Genomic DNA, 19,241 nt, shown 5'->3' on the forward strand with positions numbered 1-19,241 from the left:
TCAGGACTGAGCGGTCAGGTCATGCCTTGCGCAGGTCCTCCATGGTCAGCGCCGTGCCCGGCAGAACCGAACGGGCCGGGGCCCGCAGTCCGTCCAGGAACAGCTGAAGATGACGGTGGACGTAGCGGTCGGCGATGTCGCACCCGGTTCCGGCCGGGGGCCGGCTGAGCTGGGCCGCGGCGATCATGACGTCGCCGACGTCCACGTCGGAGCGGAGCTGGCCGGCCGCCTTGGCGCGGTCCATGATCGCTCCGACGAGGCGCTCGCACCGCTCGCGCGAGGCCTCCAGATCGGGGTGGTTCTGGTCGAAGGCGCTCTGGACCATCGGGCACAACGCGCTGATCCGCTCGTCGGCGGCGGTGTGCACGAAGCGCTCCAGAGCCTCGAAGGCATCCCCGGTCTGCGTGAGCGCGAGCTCGGCCGCCGCCATCGTACGGTTGATGACGGAGCAGACGACCTCGCGGACCAGTGCGTCGCGGTCGGGGAAGTTGCGGTACACCGTGGCATTGCCGACGCCGGCCCGGCGGGCGATCTCGTCGAGCGGCACATCGGGGCCGAACTCGACGAACATCTCCCGGGCGGCGGTGACGATCCGCTCCCGGTTGCGCAAGGCGTCGGCGCGCGGCCGGGGCGCCCTGCGCGCTTCGGGGGTCACGGTCTGCACGGCGTACTCCTGATGCTGCTGGGGTGGCGGTTGTTGCCGCCGGTGACCGGCGGTTGTTGCCGCCGGGTGACGATCCGGGGACGCTGTCCCCGTTTCGCTCGGACACATGGCTAAACGGGGAGACGATCCCCGGTTATTTCCCGACCGGGGAAAGATTCCATGTGACCTGAGTCACATGCGATTGAGTATGCGGTTTCCGGGAAGAAACCCACGTTCGGTCTCCTCCAGCGCGCGCCCAAGCACCCCTCGACACAGGGTGATCGAGAGGGTGCAGCGCGCAGGCCGGCGGGCTGCCATGGACTGAAGGGCCCATGCATGCAGCCGAGCCGTCGGATACGCCCCCGCCGTGTCGCCGCCCTCGTCTCCGTGACCGCCCTGACCTTCGCGGTCAGCACCTCGGCAGGCACCGGGCACTTCACGGCGGACACCTCGACGGTGGCCGGGGCGGGCCCGATCTCGCCGGAGCACCCCTCCGCCCTGCGCCCCTGCATGATCACCGGCCGGCCCACGATCCAGATGTCGGAGGGAGTGCCGACCACGCGCGGCTACTCCCGCTCCACCGGCACCGTCCGCGCCCTCACCGTCATGGTCGACTTCCCCGACGCGCCCGGTCCGGGCCGCGCGCTCGACCGCTTCGACGAGTTCTTCCCGCAGACCCAGGACTGGTTCCGCACCAGTTCCTACGGCCGCCTCGACTACCGTCCCGAGACCCCGATATCCGGCTGGCTGCGGATGCCCAAGTCCTTCCGGGCCTACGGCATAGAGCGCGGCGCCCCCTTCGACCCCGGGTACCGCCGGCTGGTCCAGGACATCGTGGTCGCCGCCGATCCGAAGGTGGACTTCCGCGCGTACGACTTCCTGAACGTCCTGGTCACCCCGAACGCCGGCCCCTCGGCCCTGGACACGGTCCTGTCGGTGACCTTCGCGGGGAACACCGAGGCCCCGGTCGCCGACGGCGTCTCGGTGGCCAACGCGTCCTTCGTCTACTCCCGCCAGGACGACGGCTCCGGCACCTACCACCGCACCGGCTACCGGGTCCTCCCCCACGAGAACGGCCATGTCTTCGGCCTGCCCGACCTCTACACCGCCGAGGGCGGGGCCGCGGTCGGCCACTGGGACATCATGAGCGAGGACTGGGGGGCCAACAACGACATGCTGGGCTGGCACAAGTGGAAGCTGGGCTGGCTGGACGGCGCACAGGTACGGTGCGCGGCGAACCCCGGGACCTCGGAGTACGCCCTCACCCCGCTGGCCCGCGAGGGCGGCCCGAAGCTGATCTTCGTACCCCTCAGCCGCCGCAGCGGCTACGCCATGGAGCTGCGCACCCGCGAGGGCAACGACGAGTCCGTGTGCCGCCCCGGCGTCCTGATCTACAAGGTCGACGCGGACGTGGACACCGGGATGGGCCCGGTCAAGGTCGAGGACTCCCACGAGGACAGCGGCGGCTGCACCCGCAGCCCGAACGTCCACGCGGAACTGTCCGACGCGACGTTCGGCCCCGGGGAGGAGTTCCGGGACGAGGAGCGGGGGGTGAAGGTGACGGTGCTGGGGGTGGATCTGGCGGGGAGTTATCGGGTGCGGGTGGAGCGGGGGTGAATCGGGGGTGGGGTGAATCGGGCGTGGGGTGAATCGGGCGTGGGGTGAATCGGGGCTGGGGGAATCGGGGCTGGGGGTGATGAGGGTGCGCACGAGTGTTGGCCGGGGTCTCGATAGTGAGCTTGGCTCGGATATTGGTGCTCGGGCGTGTGGCCAGGTCGCCGCGTGCGTGCGTGGGGCGGATTACGGTTGAGGCTGCCGCGAACGCCGTACGGAGAGCCGATGCCCGCGAAGACGACCCTGGACGACGACCGTGCCGTGCCCGCGGAGGCGGTCACGCCGCTGATTCGGGGTGTGACGGTGCTGCGGCGGCTGACCGAGGCCGGCGGGACGCTGAGCGCGAGCGGCCTGGAGCGCGGCACCGGGCTGGCGCGCTCGACGGTGGACCGGATCACGTCCACGCTCGCGCGCATGGGGTACGTCCGTCTCGACGGCCGCGACATCGTGCTGGCGCCGCGCGTGATGGAACTGGGCAACGCCTACCTGGCGGCCCTCGCCCTGCCCTCCCTCCTCGCCTCCCACGCGGACGCGCTCGCCGACGAGCTCGACGAGTCGGTGTCGCTGGCGGTCGCCGACCACGACGGCATCCGCTTCATCCACCAGGCGACCCGCCGCCGCGCGATGTCCCTCAGCTTCCGCATCGGCGACCTGCTCCCGGCCGAACGCACCTCGCCAGGTCCGCTGTTCGCGACGGAATGGCCGGACGCGCAGTGGCAGGCATGGCGCGAGCGCAGGGCGGCGGACCCGGACGACCGCGGCTTCCCGGCCGCGCCGTGGCAGTCGCACGCGTCCTCCGACGTGGACTTCGAACGCCGGGCGGCGCGGGCGCGCAAGGAGGGCTGGGCGCTGGACGACCAGTTGATCGAGCCGGGGCTGGTCGCGGTGTCCGTGCCGGTACGGGATCCGCGGGCGGGCGGCCGTATCGCCTGCGTGGCGAACGTGGTGAGCCACACCAGCCGGCACACCGCCGCCGACCTGCGCGACACGCTCCTGCCCCGCCTGCGGACGGCGGTGGCGGACATGGAGCGGGAGCTGCGCGAGGCGCCGGAACCGCGCCCCGCGACCGCTCCGGCGGGCCTCGCGACCTGGACCGGCGCCTCCAAGCAGGAACTGGGGCGGGAGTTCGTCGAGTCGCTGGCGCGCGGGCTGACCGTACTGACCGCGTTCGGCGAGGGCCGGGCGGAGCTGACGCTCACGGACGTGGCCAACGCGACCGGGCTGGCCCGCGCGACGGCCCGACGTGCGCTCATCACCTACGAACACCTGGGCCTGGTACGCCCGTCGGGCAACCGAGCGTTCTCCCTGACCCCCCGTGTCCTCTCCCTCGGCTACCCGCCCCTGTCCCGCACGTCCCTGGCCCAGATCGCGACCCCGCACCTGGTCGAACTCGCCGACCGGGTCCATGAGTCGGCGTCCCTGGCGGTGCTGACGCCGTCGGCCGAGGAGATCCAGTACATCGCCCGGGCCGCCACCAGCCGCGTGATGAGCGTGAACATCACGATCGGCACGCGACTGCCGGCGTACGCGACGTCGATGGGCCGGGTACTGCTGGCCGATCTCCCTGAGGGCGACGGCCATTTGTCCTCCGCCCTGCACGACCTGCGCCCCCTGACGCCCCGCACCGTCACCGATCCCGCGACCCTGGAGACGACCCTCTCCCACGTCCGCACCCACGGCTACGCCTTGGTCGACGAGGAACTGGAGGCAGGCCTCCGCTCAGTGGCGGTCCCGGTCCGCGACCGCACGGGCCGAGTGGTCGCGTCCCTGAACGTGGCGATGCATGCGGCGCGGCGAACGGTGGAGGAGTGCGTACGTGAGGTACTGCCCGAGCTGGTGAAGACGGCCGGCCGGGTGGAGGGGGATCTGCGGGTGGCGGGGCGGTTCGGTGGGGTGGGGGTGGGGTGAGGGTGGGGTGAGGGGGCGCCCGGCCGGATCGGGGTAGGGCTGGCGGATAGGGGCACGGTGGCGGATAGGGGTGCGCTCGGGCGGAAAGGGGTGCGCACGGGCGGAAAGGGGTGCGCACGGGCGGATCCGGGTACGGCTGAGGGATAGGGGCACGGTGGCGGATGGGGGTGCGCTCGGGCGGATCCGGGTACGGCTGACGGATAGGGGTGCGCTCGGGCGGATCCGGGTACGGCTGACGGATAGGGGTGCGCTCGGGCGGATCCGGGTACGGCTGACGGATCCGGGTACGGCTTGACTGGTGAGGCGATCAGCCGTGGCGACGGTCGTGCCGGTCGCCGCGTTCACTCGCCGCCAGCCCTCGTGCCGACGGTCGTCCCGGTCATCGCGCTCACCCATCACCCCCGCGCTCGTGCCGACGGTCGCGGCACCTGCCGCCTCAGCCGTCGTACGGCCTGGCTGCGCGGCCCTCGCGCAGGGTGAGCCCCCACCAGGCGAGCTGGTCCAGCAGCACGGAGGCGGCCTTGGCGGTGCCGTCCTGATCATGGGGATGCCCGTCCTCGTCGAACTGCTCCCAGGCCATGTGGAAGCTGACCGTGTCGCGCAGGGTGACGGCGTGCAGCTCGGCGAAGACCTGACGCAACTGCTCGACGGCTCGCTGGCCGCCGGCCATACCGCCGTAGGAGACGAAGCCGACGGGCTTGGCCCGCCACTCCCGGTAGACGTAGTCGATGGCGAGCTTCAGCGACGCCGGGTACCCGTGGTTGTACTCGGGCGTGACGACGACGAATCCGTCGAGTCCGCCGATGCGCTCGGCGAGGGTCGGAGCGTCACCGGACCCGTCGGACCGCTCGAGGGTGAGCTTGAGCTCAGAGGCCAGGTCGGGCTCGGACAGGTCGATGACATGCGTCTCCATGTCGCCACGCCGCCCGATCTCGGACAGAAACCACTGCGAAACCCGATCAGCGAACCGCCCGGGCCGAACACTGCCGACGAGAACGCCGATCTTGAGCGGGGACACGGACATAGGGGTACCTCGATCCAGGAAGGCGACATGGGGTGTTGGCGGGGGCACCTGCGGTCCGACCCCGCAGAAGCAACGTAAAATCTCAAGCAAACTTGAGGTCAAGCAGACCAGCCCCGCCGGCGACCGAAGATCACCGCCCCCTCCCCTCTCACCCACAACCAGGGCGAACCCCGAGGAACGAATCCGCTACGCTGTCAGGGCACCTTCCGCCTTCGTAGCTCAGGGGATAGAGCACCGCTCTCCTAAAGCGGGTGTCGCAGGTTCGAATCCTGCCGGGGGCACCAGCACAAACGGCCCGGACCGATCATGGTCCGGGCCGTTTTGACGGCACCAATTGACGGCAGTCCCCTCTCAGGCGGCCGGCGGACGCCGCCGGAGTAGGCGGTCCATGTGGCTGATGGCCTCCCGCTGGGTGTCGTGCACGACGTGCGTGTACACGTCCATCGTGATGCTGATCTGGCTGTGCCCGAGGATCTCCATGATGACGCGCGGCGCGACGCCGGCCGCCGTCAGCAGCGTGGCGCAACCGTGTCGCGCGTCGTGCAGCCGGACCACTCGTAGCCCTGCATCGGCGGCGACCCGCGTGAACGACCGATAGACGTTGCGCGGCTCCACAGGCCGGCCGTTCCGCGTGGCGAAGATGTAGCCCTCCTCAGACCACGTCGTGCCAGTGCGCGCGAACGTCTCTCGCTGCCGCAGCCGATGCCAGCGCAAAGGAGCGATGCACAGTGCAGGCATCGGAACCACGCGCTTGCGGCGGCTCTTGGGGTCGTCGTCGTACAGCGTGCCGCGCCGGCGCTGAGTCTGCTGACGTACGTGCAAGACCCGGTTGTCGAGGTCTACGTCCGACCAGCGCAGGCCCACCAGTTCCCCGCGACGCAGTCCCATGGCGACGGCCAGCACGAAAGCGGCGTACAGCGGATCACGACGTGCGGCTTCAAGGAAGGTCAGCGCTTCCTCCAGGGACCACGGCCGGATCTCCCGCTGCTTCACGCGCGGCGGTTCCACCAGGGATGCGACGTTCCGCGTGATCAGTTCCTCGCGCACGGCCGCCGTGAGTGCGGTGCGCAGCACCCGGTGTGCTTCCTTGGCAGTCGCGGCTGTGTGGGTGTTCTGCATGCGAGTGATGAAGCGGCGCACGTCGGCGACACTCAGCGTCTCCAGTCGCTTCGTACCCAGCACGGGGATCAGGTAGAGGCGCACGTGTGTCTCGTACTTGTCGTAGGTGCTGAGCTTGCGGCGCGGCTCGACGTAGTGCTTCAACCAGTACGGCAGCCACTCGGAGAGTTTGGCGGACCGAGTCGGCGTCGGGATGCCCTGACGGTCCCGGCGTACCAGCTCCTGGCGCTTGGTGTCGCACTCCTCCCACGTACTTCCGTATACCGTCTTGCGCTTACGAGTCCCGTCCGGCTGAGGGACGTACACACGTGCCTCGTAACGGCCGTCCTTCCGCTGCCAGATGCTGCCGGCACCATTGGGGTTTCTCTTTCGGGAGGCCATCAGGCTGCGTTCTCCTCAAGTCGGTCCTGCATGTAGTGGCGTATGGCGTCGACCGGGATGCGGCGGGCGCGGCCGGACGTGTAGCTCGGGAGCTGCTTGGAGCGGATCAGGTCGTAGACCTTGCTGCGGCTAAGCCTCAGAGCGGTCATGGCCTCGGGGACGGTGAGGGCTTGAGGGTCGTTCGCGACGACGGTCAGCACGTTGAGACCTCCGGTAGAGGGCGGGGCCTGCGAATGGAGTTGGTTAGGGGCGTCTCAGGAGCCCGCGTGTGTCCGAGGCACAGATTTCTGCGTCATCGCGTCACGCACGTCATTTGGGGTTCTGACCTGCGGTTATGCGGTGACGCGGGCAGCTCGGGGCGTGTCATGGGGCGGGGCGGGGTTCTGTCATCCGTGACGCGTGTGACGCGGGATGACGCAGGTTTGGCCGTCTGCGTCATTGCTGTAGCCGCTGGTCAGGGACCGGTTTCGGGTGGCTGGTGACGTGGGTGACGCAGGGTGTCTTCTCTTAGGAAAAAGAGAGGGGGTGGTTGTCTGTGGTGGTGCAGTGCGGCTCAGGACGTGAGGAAGGAGCCGCTGCGCGGCGCGACCTTGGGCGGCGGCACGCCGCCGGAACAAGCAAGAGGAGCACCACCTCGGCGATGGGTGCTCCTCTTGCTTGTTCGGTGCGGCCCCCGTGGTGGCACGGGTCAGAACGCCGCTTCCTGCTCGCTCGTTGGCGAGAGCGGGGGTCGGGTCATCTCGATGTAGCGGGCGGCACTGGTGCGGCCCCAGTCGATAAGGACGCCGCGTGCGGCGAGGGTCGGTTGCAGCCGCTTGAGTCGGTCGGAAAGGACCTTGCCGGTGGTGGGCCAGCCTTTGGGCAGGGGACGGCACTCCTCGCCGTTGTAGAGGCCGGTGAGGCAGTGCAGCCACTCCGATGACGTCATACGGACTTCCTCGCCCGCGTCGAGTCCGTCGGCGTGCTTGAGGACCGTCTGCGCGAGGAGGTCTCCTTCGATGACGTCGTCGTTGAGGTCGTCGAGGCTGGCCCGGTAGGCGGCCAGCGAGCCGAAGCCGGTCGCCGCATCCAGCTGCGCGCACAGGTGGGCGAAGTCGGCCATCCGCAGGTCGGTGGGGGTTTCCGCCTCGGCGGCCCGTACCTTCACGGTCAGGTCAAGCAGGGAGCCGAGAACGACCGGCAGGATCTCCGCGTACTCCGCCCACAGCTCTGCCTCGGTGCGCCGCACCCGGGGCCTGACGAGGCGGAGTGGGAGGAGGCGTTCGGCGAGGTCGGGGCGGATGACGCCGACGTCGATGCCGGTCAGCAGCATGGGCCGGCGGTAGCGGGAACGCACGACGTCGCCGTCGGTGAAGAGCGCGCGCTTGATGCTCTCGGCGCCGGTGACGATGCAACACATGAGGTCGGACAGGTCCGGGGGCAGGTGGGAGAGGTTGTCCAGGGCGGTGACCCATCCGGCGGCGACGGCCGTGATCATGTTCTCCTCGTCCTTCGGCGCCCGGCGCAGGTCACCGCTCATGCCCTCGATGATCCGCACGAGCATCCGGCCGCCGGTGGACTTGCCCGCGCCTTGGGGGCCGGTGAGGAACGGCGCGGGAACGGGCACGGACGGTTCGAGGCAGCCGATCAGCCAGGCGATGGCCAGGCACTCGGTCTCGGCGCCGGCGAAGTTGCACAGGCGGAGCAGGAGGTCGATGCCCTTGCCGTTGGTGTCCTTGGCGGGCAGGGGGAGTTCGCCGGTGAGCTGGGTGCGCCGCCAGCACACCTCGCGCGGCTCGGGGGTGAGGATGTCCCAGCCGGTGGGGTGAATGCGCACGGACGTACCGTCGTCACGGCCCAGGTCGAGCCAGGTCGCCCCGTCGAACCCGGGGGCGACGCGGATGTGGGTGGGTTGTACGTCCTCAGTCAGCGCGAGTGCTTCGATCAAGTCCAACGCCTCCTTGAGCGCCGTGCCGTTGAACACGCCGACCCCGTCCTTGAAGAGGCCGACCATGAGTTCCTGCCGGTGGCTCCCCGTCGTGCCCTGAGAGCGGATGGGCCGGGCCACAGGGTGACCGTTCCGCTGCGCGTAGACGGTGCCGTCGATGGTGCGGAAGTACCGGAAGTGCTCCTGCGCGTAGTCGGTGATGATCTGGCGGGCGGGCGTCTTCTCGTCCTCGGACATGGCTACATCCCCAGTGCGGTGCGGGCATTGGTCCACGCGTCGGTGCAGTGCCGCGGTGATTCCCCCTTGGCCTGAGCGACGGTGAACAGTCGCGCCATGTGGGCGTCGGTGAGGCAGCCGCACCGGCCGTGGGTGGACAGCACAGCCAGGAAGGTGCGATAGACCGTGGCGTGGACCGCACTGGACGCTTCGGTAATGCGCTGCTCTGCCATGGCGATGCCGCGTTCCAGGTAGACGGGCGTGCGGTGGCGGCACTCCCCACCACCGCCCAAGGCGCCCACGGTGACGACCTGCGGGGGCCGGGCCGAGGAGGGCTCCTTCACGGCGAGCGCCCGTACCTCGTCCGGCAAGGTGGTCATGGTGCCGGTGCCGGTGCCGGTGCCGGGACCGAGCCAGCGGGCGTAGGCCATCGTGGACTTGATGTCGGCGCCGGGCCGTACGGCGTTGGCGGACTGCATGGTGCCCTGGTAGAGCCAGTGCTCACCACGGGTCGTCGGCACGGCCTGTGTGGCGGGCAGGCTCGCACGGGCCCATGCGATGGCTTCCGCGTTGTCGAGGTCGACGACGGTGAGACCGGCGCCACCAGGGTGGTAAGCCACCGCTGCCGCGTCACGCCACGCCTCCCGCCACGTGGACGAGTTGATGACGTCGGGGTCGGTGGTGGCGGCGGCCCAGCCGTGGCACGGCTGCGGGCAGGTGCAGGGGCCGGGGGTCTTCATGTTCGGCCGGCCGCCGCACGCGTTCTTCGCGCAGGCCCGGCAGTTGCCGAACGGCACCTTCCCGGCTCGTAACGGCAGCACCGGCACCCCGGAGGCTGCCAGGGAGAGAGCGGTACGCAGGTGCTCTCCCCGAATGTCGGTCGGTTGCGTCATGCTGCAAGACCTCCACAGGTCTGTAGATGGCAGGTGGACAAGGGCGGCCCCGCGACTTTGGCGAGACGGAGGGGCCGCCCTTGGCGTAGCTAGCGGTTCTTGGCCCAGAGGGCGTACTGCTGGCGGACGTAGGCGCGCGGGTTGCAGGCAACGAAGGCGTCGTCGAGGTAAATCAGTCGGGAGGCCAGGTCGAGGGCGTTGCTGGTGCTGGCTGTGTGGCCGGGGGTGAGGCCGTGTGCCATGCGGTCGGTGAGGGCGGCGCGGCGCAGCCACCACTCACGCCCTTGGTCCTCGTTCGTGAGCAGCCACTCCAGCTCGGTGGCCGCCTCCGGTGCGTTGGTGTATGCCTGGATGGCGTTGGGCCACTGCGTGACGTCCCGCTCAGGGGTGTGCTTGTGGTCGGCGCGGACGTAGAGGCGGTTCTTCTCGCCGTCCTGGGTGGGGTAGACGGTCACGGTTCCGGCGTTGAATGCGTCGTCCAGTGCGGCAACGACGTGCAGTCTGTCGGCGGGGTCGCAGATGATCCGGATCTCGAAGGACACAGAGGCTCCCTGTCAGCCGTGAAGATCGTTGCGGTGGGTGGGGAGTGGTTCAGGCGGCGGCGGTGTCGTCGCCGCGTGTGGCGGTCAGTCGGCCGTCCAAGGTGCGGACGATCGTGCCGCCGGTGGTGAGGGTCTTGACGGCCTTGGACACGGCGCCCTTGGACAGGCCCGTGATCGTGACCAAGTCCTTTTGCTGCACCGGCTCGTCGGCGGTCTCGATGGCCTTCAGGACACGGGCGACGGCGCTGTCCGTGGCCGGTGCTGCCTCGGGCGCGGTGTCCTTGACGAGAGTCAGCGTCGGGACGCCCCCGGCTTCGACCGCCGGCGCCACGGTCCGGGACCACGGGGTGCGGTCCGGGAGGGCGATGACGACGGACTTGTCCATGTAGCGGACCTTGACCGGGTCGGGCTTGCGCTTGCCGTCGCGGACCAGCGCCACACCAGGGACGGGGAGTTCGTCGGCGTTCCAGCCCTTGGCCTGTGCGTCCTCGCCGAGGACCACGCGGGCTTCGGCGGGGGTGCGTACGGCGAGGCAGATGGAGACGCCGATCTGCGGGGCGATCTGCTTGGGGATGCCGTCGTCGATGGTGGGCTTCTGGGTCATCCACCACAGGTCGATGCAGGCGGCGCGGCCCATGCGGGCGATGGACTCCAGGCCCGGCAGCGCGGAGCGGTTGACGGTGCGCGTCCTGCCGTCGGCGCTCTCGGTCTCGTAGGGGACCTTGCTCGCGGCCGACATGACTTCCGCGCCCTCGTCGACCACGACCGTGATGCGGGGTCGGTCAGGGGTGGGGGTCCAGGTGTCCTGGCCCTTGGGCAGGATGGCGACCCGTTCCAGCATCTCGGTCTCCAGCTCGTCGACGACGTCGACGACGTCGCGCGGGGTGGAGGCGACGCGCGCCCGGTGGTCCCACAGGCGGCCTTCCACGCGCTTGAGGTCGATGATGACGAGTGCGTTCGACTCGCCCTCGGAGGCGTCGTAGAGCAGCGGCCGGGATGCGACGGACTTTCCGGCGCCGGAGCGTCCGGCGATGAGCAGGCGTTCCCCGAGCGGCACGGTGACCTGCTCGCCCGTGACGGTGTCGACCCCGAGCGAGCGCCGCTCGGGCGTCCACTTCAGGTCATCGCCGTCGGCAGCCGAGCGGGTGCGCAGGATGAGTTCGGCCCAGCCGCCCTGCTTGCCCGCCTTGATCTGCATGCGCAGGCTCGTGCGGGCCCCGAGCAGGGCGCGGATGTGGTCCTCGGCCGCGCGCAGCTTGGCCGGCGTCCACTTCCCGTCGAGGCGGACGGCGCACACGATGCCTGCCTCGGTCAGCTTCGGCCGTCCGGTCAACGTGCCGTCGAGGCCGCGCTGTTCGGCGTGCTCCTTCCAGTGCTGCGGCTGAAGCCGCTTCAGCAGTGCGGACTCTTCAACGGTGGGCTTCAGGCCGGTGGTGTCGCGCTCGCGCACCGCGATCCACACGGACAGGGCGGTGACGGCGGCGACCACGGCGATGGCCGACCACACCCAGGCGCGTGCGGAGACCTGCGGCAGCCACACGTACCCGGCGGCACCGAGCGCGGCGGCGGTCTTGGTGGCGAACAGCCACATCGGGTCGGGCACGCGGCGCTTGGCGGTGCGCAGTTCGCGTTCCGCGCGGTGGCGCAGCGAGGTGACGCCCTCGGGGTCGACGGCGCGTGCGGTGGCGAGCGCGCGGCGGGCGTCGCGCACGAGCGGCTTGCGTTCGGCGCGCAGAGCTTGGCGGCGTTCGGCTTCCTTGCGCCAGTGATCGGCGCTCCAGTGGGCGGCGGTGGCGGCGTACTGGCGGTGTGTGCGCCAGACTTGACCGTGACTCACGAATGATCCTCATTTCCCGGATGGGTGGGTTGGTGGTGACGGGCCCTGCGACGGCCCGTCACCACACGCGCGTGTTACGCGGAGTGAGCAGGTTTCCGGTTTCCTGGTTTCCGACAGGGGCCCCCACGCGTGCGCGCGCGAGGACGGAAACTTCCGTCACGCAGCGTCGCTACGGGGTGTGTGGCGGCCGAACAGGCTTCCGGGGGTCAAACCCCATCCGGAAGGGGCCTCAAAGGCTCTGTGGGCCGCCTACGGCTTCGGGGTGCTTCAGCAGCCCTTGCGGCCGCTCTTGCCGCCGTCGTTGACGGCGCGGACCACGGTGACGACGGCCCAGCCGAGCACGAGCGCAAGGATGGCGAGCATGGCGAGGTTCGCGGCCATGGCGGTCAGCGCGCCGACGAGCAGCGGGCCGAAGTAGACGCCGGCCGCCACGGCTCCGGCACCAACGCCGGAGCCGAGCGCGACGCGCTGCACCGTGCGGTCCGGCGGCGCCTGGTGGATGTGCACAACCTGCGGACCGGAGGACTGTTGAGCAGGAAGGGAGGCGGGGTCGGCGTATACGTGGCTGCCATCGGGCAGCTGCACGACGGTCAGCGGACGGTGTGCGGGGAGCTGTTCCATGACGCACCCTCCGGGGCGTTGTCGGGGAAAGCGCAGGCAGAGCACATGCCGAGCGAGGGCGGGATGACGTATCCGGCGTCGCGGCGGCACTCGGGGCAGGTGCGGCGGGCGGCGTTCGCCTTGGCCAGGGACGCCCACCGGGCAGGCGTCATCGGCCGCACCGGCTTCGCCGCGTCGATGCGGTAGAGGTACGCGACCAGCGGCGGACGACGCCTGCGCGGCCGTTCGAGCTGAGCCGCCACACCCTGACCGCCGGGGCGCAGGCCGCGTGCGCGGAGCTGGCGGTAGGTGGCGTAGCCGTCCGGGGCGAGCCGCCACCGGTATTCGGGCAGCGCGGCCATCACCCGGCCTGGAGGCCGCGCTCGGCACGCAGCGTGTCACGCAGGGTCCGGGCGTTGGCCGGGGAGGTGCGGACCTCGCGGCGGATACCCTCTGCGGTCAGCCGGGTGTCCGGCCAATCGGCCGTCACCTTCCGCGCCTCATCGAGCAGTTCATCCGGGGTCCGCTTCGGGCGCGGGGTGCGGGCGGCATCGGGCACACGGCCCGTCGCCCCACGTGGACGCGTCGACTCGGCAGCCACCGCACGCGATCCGATCGGCACGGCCGGGGTCAGCTCGATCGAGGGGAGCGGCTTGGCCGGGATGGTCGACTTGATGAAGCCGACGGCCACCGGTCGGGGCAGCGCCGTGACGTTCGGCGTGATCGGCTCCGGGGTCGATACCGCGAGGTCAGACCTAGACCGATTCCTCTCGGTATTGGTCGATTCCTCCGCGTTTTCGATCGGGGCGGGTCGGTGGTGCAGCACCTTCGCCACCAGGTCGGAGCTGAAGTAGATCGAGCCGACCGGGAGCGAGGTGGCGAGCAGCACGAGCGCCCAGTTCGCCGGGTCCCAGTCGGCCAGTCGAGCCCAGTCGACCGAGCGGCCGTGGAGCTCCGGCACCAGGCCGTGCACGGAGTTCAGCACTAGCGAGGCGATCGTGTAGGCGGCCAGCACCCGCAGCGCAAACACCCGATCCTTGCCCGAAAGCACAAGGGTGGCGATCAGGGCCAGGGCCATCAGGCCGTCGACCACGAACGGGTACAGCGTCGCTGCCGTGCCGTCGGCGCCGATGGCGCCCGCGATGTCCCGCAGGGCATTCCAGGACACCCGGAAGGCCATCGCGACCACGACGACCAGCGCGAACACGAGGGCCGCGCGGCCCTTGCGGTGCAGGTTCATGCAGCCCCGCCCGGCACCTCGGTGAGGCTGTTGACGTGGTCGCGGTGTGCGGCGAGCACGCGCCGGCGGGCCCGCCGAAGGCGCCGCTCGTCCAGCTCGCACGGCGTGCGGTCGATGACGATGATCTGCGCGTCCAGCAGCTCCATCTCCGCACGGATGACGAGCATCTCCGCGTCGATGGCGTCTAGCTCCGCGTCCGTGGGTTCCATCCACGGCTCGAACGCGGTAACAGCCTCCTGAACAGTGACGATGTGATCCATGGGTCGTGTTCTCCCTAGCAGGTGGCAACGGCCCGAACAGAGCCCCCGGTGTTCCAGCACCGGGGGCTCACGCCGTTGAAGTCGGTTGTTCCGGCTCCCCTCAGCGCCGCTCGTACGAGACGAGCAGCGGAGGCAACCGGCCGCCGCCCTTGAGCTGCGGAAAGGTGAAGTTGCGCTGTACCGCGCACGGGACAGAACCCCTACGCGCCCGCCCTCTTGCTTGCGAAGGGGGGACGGGATTCCCTTGGCACGCTGTTCAGTTCTCAAGGAACAGTCGCTTCCGGCGAGCGCGGTAACCCCTGGTCAGAGGGGCTCCCGTTCTTGAGGACGGGGTTCGCCGAGCGTGTTCGGAGCAGCCCAAAGAAGGCTCTCCCGATCCACTGTCCTAGGACTGCGGAACGACTGAGAAGACAATGACGCACAGTCCTGGGACTGTGCTTCACTGGTCCCGTTGAGAGGAGGTTCTGCATGGCGCCCAAATGGCGGGAGCTTGCGGACCGGATCGCGGAGAAGATCCGGAACGGCGAATACGCGCCCGGCGACCAATTGCCGCAGATCAGAGACCTTGTGGAGGCGGGCGAAGGGTCCAAGTCCACAGTCCACGCGGCCTACAAGGCTCTGGAAGCCGAGGGGCTGGTGACCTCCTCACGAGGCCACGGCACGGTCGTCCGGCAGCAAGCACCGCTCAAGCGGCTTGGCATCGCGCGTTACGACAAAGCCAAGTGGCGGGACGGAGACGAGGTCGCGTTCATCGCGGACCGCGTGGCGTCTGGTCGCGCGTACCGCAGGAACGAGCAGACCCAGAGCGTCAGCCGCGTGAAAGCGCCGGCGCTCGTGGCTGAGGCTCACGGACTACCGGAAGGCGCTGAGGTGTATGCGCGTGCGCGCTTGGTCAAGGAAGGTGCCCAGCCAACCCACACGCTGACCAGCTACTACCGTCCCGAGCACGTGGAGGGGACGCGCATCGTTGACCCGACTCCGGGTCCCGCTGGCCGTGGTGGCGGCTTCCGCGTCCTCTACGACGCCGGATACGAGATCGACCACATGAAGGAGGAGCTGTTCGCACGAGTGCCCACGACCAACGAGGCTCAACTCCTTCAGCTATCTCCTGGTGAATGGGTGGTGGAACTTCACCGCACCACGTACACAGCCGACGGGACTGTGGTGGAGTTCGCCATCGGGGTCCACGCAGCTACGCGCTTCGCGTGGGCGTATGACTTCAAGGTGCCCGACTCGGCGGACACGGAGGACGAGAGCAAGTGATTTCAACTCAGGCGTGGGCGGACGCACAGCGGCTCTGGGACTTCCAGCAAATGGGACACGAGCCGCGCCTCTGCTCCGTCGCGATAGGACTCGGCAGTCACGACCTGGGAGTGGCTGACGCCACCGCAAATCTGTACCACCGAGGCATGGCACCGCTCATCGTCTTCACGGGAGCGACCAGCCGTACGACGCGCGAGCGGATGCCACGCGGCGAGGCTGAGCACTACCGGGACCGCGCCGTGGAGCTGGGGGTTCCTGCGGATGCCATCCTTGTCGAGCCGAAGGCCCGGAACACGGGCGAGAACATCCGCTTCTCGCGCACTCTGCTCGAAGAGCGGCGCATCCCCGTCTCGTCTGTCCTGCTGGTCAGCAAGCCGTACGAGGAACGACGCGCGTATGCGACGGCGCGCAAGCTCTGGCCGGACGTGGAGTGGGTGAGCTCATCGACACCCATGACCCTTTCTGAGTACGTCGACTCGATCCAGGACGCACGCCTCGTGATTGACATGCTGGTAGGCGCCCAGCAGCGACTCATGGTGTATCCGCGCCAAGGGTTCATGATCGAGCAGCAGATCCCCGACGAGGTTGTCGGGGCGTACGAGCGCTTGCGCGGCGAGGGGTTCACGAGCCGACTAGTCCCAGAGGAAGCTAGCCACGGCAAACGGTCGCGTTGATCACGCAGGAGGAGGGGGACGCGCGTGTCTGAAGTGAGTCCGGAAGGGTTCCTCATCGATGGACGCCCACATGAATGGAAGATGGGCAGGATGCCTGCCTCCGAGGGGGATTGGATCACCGAAGTACGGCTCCGAGTTAAGGACGCCGATACTCAACTACGCCTGTGGGCCGACCAGCGTGACGAATTAGCCAGTCTGACGCAGCAGGTCACTTCCCTCACGGAAAGGAACCAACAGCTCACGGCCGAGCAAAAGCAGCCGTCGTTTCATCTTGGTCGACGCCCAGAAACGCCCGAGGAAATTGATGCCGAGCTTCGCTTTCGCGAGATCGAGCGGCGCTGGGAAGTTGAACTTGCTGATCGAAAGCATCGGGCAGATCTTGCATTTGAACAGTCTGGGCTCATCCGGCGCGCAGAGGGAGTGCGCGGCTGGGCGCTGGTTGCCGTGGTATTTGCGATCATCGCCTCCCCTTGGGTCGCCATGATCGCTGGGGTTGCTGCGAAGGAGTTCAGCCTCTACGTCACCCCGGTCACCGGCATCGCCGGAGCAATTATCGGTTACTGGTTTGGCCAAGGGCAACAAAATCCTCTTCAGCCCCCAACGATCGCCAACTCTCCAACCCTAGAGGCCCCGACAACGTCTGTATCGCGGGCTGCTACTCCCGGTCAGTGACGAGGTGGACAACCTCCCCCTCGGGGTCGTTGCGGGTCTCGTATCGCCGCACACCGCGCAGGGCAATTGCGCACGGTTTCCGATCACGCTTGCTGCCAAACTAGGCTCCCGACTTCACGCGGCCGTTCTCCATTACGGATCTAGCCTATACTCAGTCGTAGATTCTGTAGCTTGATCACGAACAATGGAGGCAATTCTTTGATCGTAAAGAGAATTCCGATCATCACCTCCTGGCATGCCATCAGATTGATGATCCTCGGATAGGTAGTAGGAGTCCAAGTAGGGCACGGCACCCTTCGGCGCGATGATGAGACTGCGAGCACGCGGTCGGTCACCAAGCACCTCACTGACCAAACTCTCCCCCGGAAGCCTTACTTGTTTACACACCACGACCAGCGGATTCTTCTTTTCTTCACAGTTTTGCGGATCGAAGTTTCCCACGTGAGGCAGAGCAAACAGGTGGACAGTCAGGCGAACGAAATCTTGATCCTTGTCTGAAGCGTCGAGAACGAATGTCTCTGACCTCTTCTGCCCTGGCGCCACATCATTCCCGGCTACCGCTAGTTGGTCAGCCCTCAAGACTGCCACATGCACTCCATACCGCTTCCGGCTTACCCCCTCCGCCCGCAGCTGGGCAGTCTCATCCTTTGGGCGCATACCAGTACCAGACTTGAATCGGTTCCCCGTGATCGCATACATCGCCCCCACTACATCGACAGTCGCCTGACCGTTGTTCTTCAAACTGACCGTGCCCTGAAGGCGAGTAATCCCCCGAGAGTAATTGATTTTCTTGATCGCGACGTCTACGTCCAGGCTCGGCTGATCATGCAGCGGTTTATAGAAATTAAGGAACCAGAATTGAAAAACGCCAGCCAGGGGAAGTAGCGAACCGAAAGCGACCCAACCAAATTTGATATGCCCTCGCGTCAAGCCCATAAGGACGCCAATTACGGCATAAAGCAATAGGGATGCCGAAATTGCCAAGAGTACAATATCCTCCCCTTCGCTACGAACAGGGCTGCGTAGTTCGATCCATACAGGCATAAACAGCATGGGTACAGCAGCCGCTTGAGCCATGGGTACGATGGGGAGCGCCCACGGGTCGCTACCGATCGAACTTCCTCGGAATCCAGGAACTGTTCTCGGAGGGCCCGTTTTCACAATTAGCCATGCGGCTGCAAGGTTGAGGAAACCGACGACGAATCGAAGCAACGAAGAAAGCGCTTGAGCCGCCGGGTAACTATGCATGTCGTCACCCGCACTAAATGCGAACGCTGTGCCATCAAGGACGAGAACAACTAGAAGAAGTCGCCGCCACGGCAGGACCTCTTCATGCCATCTCAGCACATCCGACAAGACAAAGGCCAGAATCGCGAAAATGGTAAAGCCTAGTTCAGCCCAATAAAGGTCAGACATGTTTCCGGATGCTAGCGGAGTCGCTTCTCATCTCCTAAAGGAAACGCCGTTCCCACAAGCGCACCCGCCGTCATCGCGCTCGCCCGCCACCACGGATACGTCCTTTGCGCCCTGCTTACGTGACAACCGGCCCTACTTCACCGCCACCCCGAACAGCGACAGCCACGGCGGCACGACCCAAGGCATGTCATGGGGCATCAGAGTGAAGTACACGCACCATTTGGGGCCACATGAGTCCGCTCACAATCCATTGGACGCTGCGCCATCACGAATGGGCAATTTTACAAGGTGGCTGATGCGACCTGAAAATGTCGGCTGCTGGCCAGTAGGAACCACGACGGGTGGCCTCCAGCTTGACGGCACTATCTGACGGCAACATCGAGGCACGTTGCTGTATCAGGATCGAGGCACGTTGCTGTATCAGGAGAGCCAGCCGCGCACTTCGCAGGGCAGGTATGGGAAGCATCCGTCCTGCCCCTACGTCCGCCCAGGTGATCTCCTAACTCGGCGATCCGAACAGTGTGCAGGGCGCCACAAGTCGAGGCTCGATGACGCTAATCGAGTTGCGCCCGGCGCAGGTTTTCTCCACTGACCCAACACCGCGGTGTGGCGGTCGAGGCACGTGGCTGCTCAAGGCGGGCGCACCGTGCGATAGGGCACTCGTACACACCCTTGGTTTGGCCCGACAACGTAACGTATTGCGGCACACCACGGGTGGCGGCGTTGCGATAGAGACTGCCGACGTCACCAGTGCATTGCAGCGCCTGGTGCAGTAGCCGGATATCCTCCTCAATGTTTGCGCCGTCAAGAGCTGCACTCACCACATTATCCACTAGGGAAATACTCAAGCCAGAGTTATGTAGGTATTGCGAGATCTCGTGCCTATTGGCACAGAGGTACGCTAGGGATCGAGTTGCTCTTTCATTCAGCTCGGGCGCTCTAAGACTGTTTCTATCGCATGCTTCGCGTGACGGATCCTTCTCTTCTAGTGACCTAAGCACTAGAACCTCGG

18 protein-coding genes and 1 tRNA gene are annotated in these 19,241 nt (G+C 67.7%); 6 read left to right on the plus strand and 13 right to left on the minus strand.

Annotated features, from left to right (window positions below):
• Positions 1-19: 19 nt before the first annotated feature.
• On the minus strand, positions 20-664 hold the full coding sequence (locus PGH47_RS18260) for a TetR/AcrR family transcriptional regulator (RefSeq protein ID WP_271664314.1): 645 nt from the start codon (positions 662-664) through the stop codon (positions 20-22).
• 315 nt (positions 665-979) lie between these two features.
• Between PGH47_RS18260 and PGH47_RS18265 the strand changes: the two genes are divergently transcribed.
• Together PGH47_RS18265 and PGH47_RS18270 are read left to right on the plus strand one after the other, a co-directional pair.
• Positions 980-2,260, plus strand: a complete 1,281-nt coding sequence (locus tag PGH47_RS18265; protein WP_271664315.1) for a M6 family metalloprotease domain-containing protein — start codon at positions 980-982, stop codon at positions 2,258-2,260.
• A gap of 222 nt (positions 2,261-2,482) precedes the next feature.
• The gene (locus PGH47_RS18270; protein WP_271664316.1) at positions 2,483-4,165 is read left to right on the plus strand and encodes an IclR family transcriptional regulator domain-containing protein; all 1,683 of its coding nucleotides are present in this window, start codon (positions 2,483-2,485) and stop codon (positions 4,163-4,165) included.
• A gap of 436 nt (positions 4,166-4,601) precedes the next feature.
• Here the strand turns inward: PGH47_RS18270 and PGH47_RS18275 are convergent, their stop codons facing one another.
• Positions 4,602-5,189, minus strand: a complete 588-nt coding sequence (locus tag PGH47_RS18275; protein WP_271664317.1) for an NADPH-dependent FMN reductase — start codon at positions 5,187-5,189, stop codon at positions 4,602-4,604.
• A gap of 208 nt (positions 5,190-5,397) precedes the next feature.
• On the opposite strand from PGH47_RS18275, the gene PGH47_RS18280 reads away from it, so the two are divergent.
• Positions 5,398-5,473, plus strand: a tRNA-Arg gene (locus PGH47_RS18280).
• Positions 5,474-5,540: 67 nt separating this feature from the next.
• Here the strand turns inward: PGH47_RS18280 and PGH47_RS18285 are convergent.
• The 10 genes from PGH47_RS18285 to PGH47_RS18330 form a co-directional block, all read right to left on the minus strand.
• Complete coding sequence (locus PGH47_RS18285; protein ID WP_271664318.1) at positions 5,541-6,689, minus strand: tyrosine-type recombinase/integrase; 1,149 nt, start codon at positions 6,687-6,689, stop codon at positions 5,541-5,543.
• Positions 6,689-6,889, minus strand: a complete 201-nt coding sequence (locus tag PGH47_RS18290) for a helix-turn-helix domain-containing protein (RefSeq protein ID WP_271664319.1) — start codon at positions 6,887-6,889, stop codon at positions 6,689-6,691. Before PGH47_RS18290 ends, PGH47_RS18285 begins: the two co-directional genes overlap by 1 nt.
• A 488-nt stretch (positions 6,890-7,377) precedes the next feature.
• Positions 7,378-8,853, minus strand: a complete 1,476-nt coding sequence (locus PGH47_RS18295) for an ATP-binding protein (RefSeq protein ID WP_271664320.1) — start codon at positions 8,851-8,853, stop codon at positions 7,378-7,380.
• 2 nt (positions 8,854-8,855) lie between these two features.
• On the minus strand, positions 8,856-9,725 hold the full coding sequence (locus PGH47_RS18300) for a bifunctional DNA primase/polymerase (RefSeq protein WP_271664321.1): 870 nt from the start codon (positions 9,723-9,725) through the stop codon (positions 8,856-8,858).
• An 89-nt stretch (positions 9,726-9,814) separates the two neighbouring features.
• Positions 9,815-10,267: a hypothetical protein gene (locus PGH47_RS18305; protein ID WP_271664322.1), complete on the minus strand. Its 453-nt coding sequence runs from the start codon at positions 10,265-10,267 to the stop codon at positions 9,815-9,817.
• Positions 10,268-10,316: 49 nt separating this feature from the next.
• Positions 10,317-12,104, minus strand: a complete 1,788-nt coding sequence (locus tag PGH47_RS18310; protein ID WP_271664323.1) for a MarR family transcriptional regulator — start codon at positions 12,102-12,104, stop codon at positions 10,317-10,319.
• A gap of 267 nt (positions 12,105-12,371) precedes the next feature.
• Entirely contained in the window at positions 12,372-12,725 is a 354-nt protein-coding gene (locus PGH47_RS18315; protein ID WP_271664324.1) for a DUF6251 family protein, read from the minus strand.
• Positions 12,695-13,066, minus strand: a complete 372-nt coding sequence (locus PGH47_RS18320; RefSeq protein ID WP_271664325.1) for an RRQRL motif-containing zinc-binding protein — start codon at positions 13,064-13,066, stop codon at positions 12,695-12,697. The genes PGH47_RS18315 and PGH47_RS18320 overlap by 31 nt, the downstream gene beginning before the upstream one ends.
• Positions 13,066-13,944 carry a DUF2637 domain-containing protein gene (locus PGH47_RS18325; RefSeq protein ID WP_271664326.1) on the minus strand — a complete coding sequence of 293 codons (879 nt, stop codon included), beginning with the start codon at positions 13,942-13,944 and terminating at the stop codon, positions 13,066-13,068. Before PGH47_RS18325 ends, PGH47_RS18320 begins: the two co-directional genes overlap by 1 nt.
• On the minus strand, positions 13,941-14,204 hold the full coding sequence (locus tag PGH47_RS18330) for a DUF6284 family protein (RefSeq protein WP_271664327.1): 264 nt from the start codon (positions 14,202-14,204) through the stop codon (positions 13,941-13,943). Before PGH47_RS18330 ends, PGH47_RS18325 begins: the two co-directional genes overlap by 4 nt.
• A gap of 468 nt (positions 14,205-14,672) precedes the next feature.
• On the opposite strand from PGH47_RS18330, the gene PGH47_RS18335 reads away from it, so the two are divergent.
• From PGH47_RS18335 to PGH47_RS18345, 3 genes are read left to right on the plus strand one after another with little or no spacing between them, the layout of a single operon-like run.
• On the plus strand, positions 14,673-15,467 hold the full coding sequence (locus tag PGH47_RS18335; protein ID WP_271664328.1) for a GntR family transcriptional regulator: 795 nt from the start codon (positions 14,673-14,675) through the stop codon (positions 15,465-15,467).
• A complete protein-coding gene (locus tag PGH47_RS18340; protein WP_271664329.1) occupies positions 15,464-16,141 on the plus strand; it encodes a YdcF family protein in 678 nt (225 codons plus the stop codon). Before PGH47_RS18335 ends, PGH47_RS18340 begins: the two co-directional genes overlap by 4 nt.
• A gap of 24 nt (positions 16,142-16,165) precedes the next feature.
• Entirely contained in the window at positions 16,166-16,813 is a 648-nt protein-coding gene (locus PGH47_RS18345; RefSeq protein WP_271664330.1) for a hypothetical protein, read from the plus strand.
• 132 nt (positions 16,814-16,945) lie between these two features.
• On the opposite strand, the gene PGH47_RS18350 is transcribed toward PGH47_RS18345, so the two are convergent.
• Positions 16,946-18,229 carry a hypothetical protein gene (locus PGH47_RS18350; protein WP_271664331.1) on the minus strand — a complete coding sequence of 428 codons (1,284 nt, stop codon included), beginning with the start codon at positions 18,227-18,229 and terminating at the stop codon, positions 16,946-16,948.
• Positions 18,230-19,241 lie beyond the last annotated feature (1,012 nt).

This window comes from Streptomyces sp. HUAS 31, assembly GCF_028198125.1.
Lineage (GTDB): Bacteria > Actinomycetota > Actinomycetes > Streptomycetales > Streptomycetaceae > Streptomyces > Streptomyces chartreusis.

Excerpts from the sequence above, each read along its gene's own strand:
- PGH47_RS18295 (WP_271664320.1), bottom strand. The coding sequence starts at position 8,853 with ATGTCCGAGGACGAGAAGACGCCCGCCCGCCAGATCATCACCGACTAC.
- PGH47_RS18330 (WP_271664327.1), bottom strand. The coding sequence starts at position 14,204 with ATGGATCACATCGTCACTGTTCAGGAGGCTGTTACCGCGTTCGAGCCG.
- PGH47_RS18335 (WP_271664328.1), top strand. The coding sequence starts at position 14,673 with ATGGCGCCCAAATGGCGGGAGCTTGCGGACCGGATCGCGGAGAAGATC.
- PGH47_RS18285 (WP_271664318.1), bottom strand. The coding sequence starts at position 6,689 with ATGGCCTCCCGAAAGAGAAACCCCAATGGTGCCGGCAGCATCTGGCAG.
- PGH47_RS18270 (WP_271664316.1), top strand. The coding sequence starts at position 2,483 with ATGCCCGCGAAGACGACCCTGGACGACGACCGTGCCGTGCCCGCGGAG.
- PGH47_RS18350 (WP_271664331.1), bottom strand. The coding sequence starts at position 18,229 with ATGTCTGACCTTTATTGGGCTGAACTAGGCTTTACCATTTTCGCGATT.
- PGH47_RS18275 (WP_271664317.1), bottom strand. The coding sequence starts at position 5,189 with ATGTCCGTGTCCCCGCTCAAGATCGGCGTTCTCGTCGGCAGTGTTCGG.
- PGH47_RS18315 (WP_271664324.1), bottom strand. The coding sequence starts at position 12,725 with ATGGAACAGCTCCCCGCACACCGTCCGCTGACCGTCGTGCAGCTGCCC.
- PGH47_RS18325 (WP_271664326.1), bottom strand. The coding sequence starts at position 13,944 with ATGAACCTGCACCGCAAGGGCCGCGCGGCCCTCGTGTTCGCGCTGGTC.
- PGH47_RS18300 (WP_271664321.1), bottom strand. The coding sequence starts at position 9,725 with ATGACGCAACCGACCGACATTCGGGGAGAGCACCTGCGTACCGCTCTC.
- PGH47_RS18265 (WP_271664315.1), top strand. The coding sequence starts at position 980 with ATGCAGCCGAGCCGTCGGATACGCCCCCGCCGTGTCGCCGCCCTCGTC.
- PGH47_RS18320 (WP_271664325.1), bottom strand. The coding sequence starts at position 13,066 with ATGGCCGCGCTGCCCGAATACCGGTGGCGGCTCGCCCCGGACGGCTAC.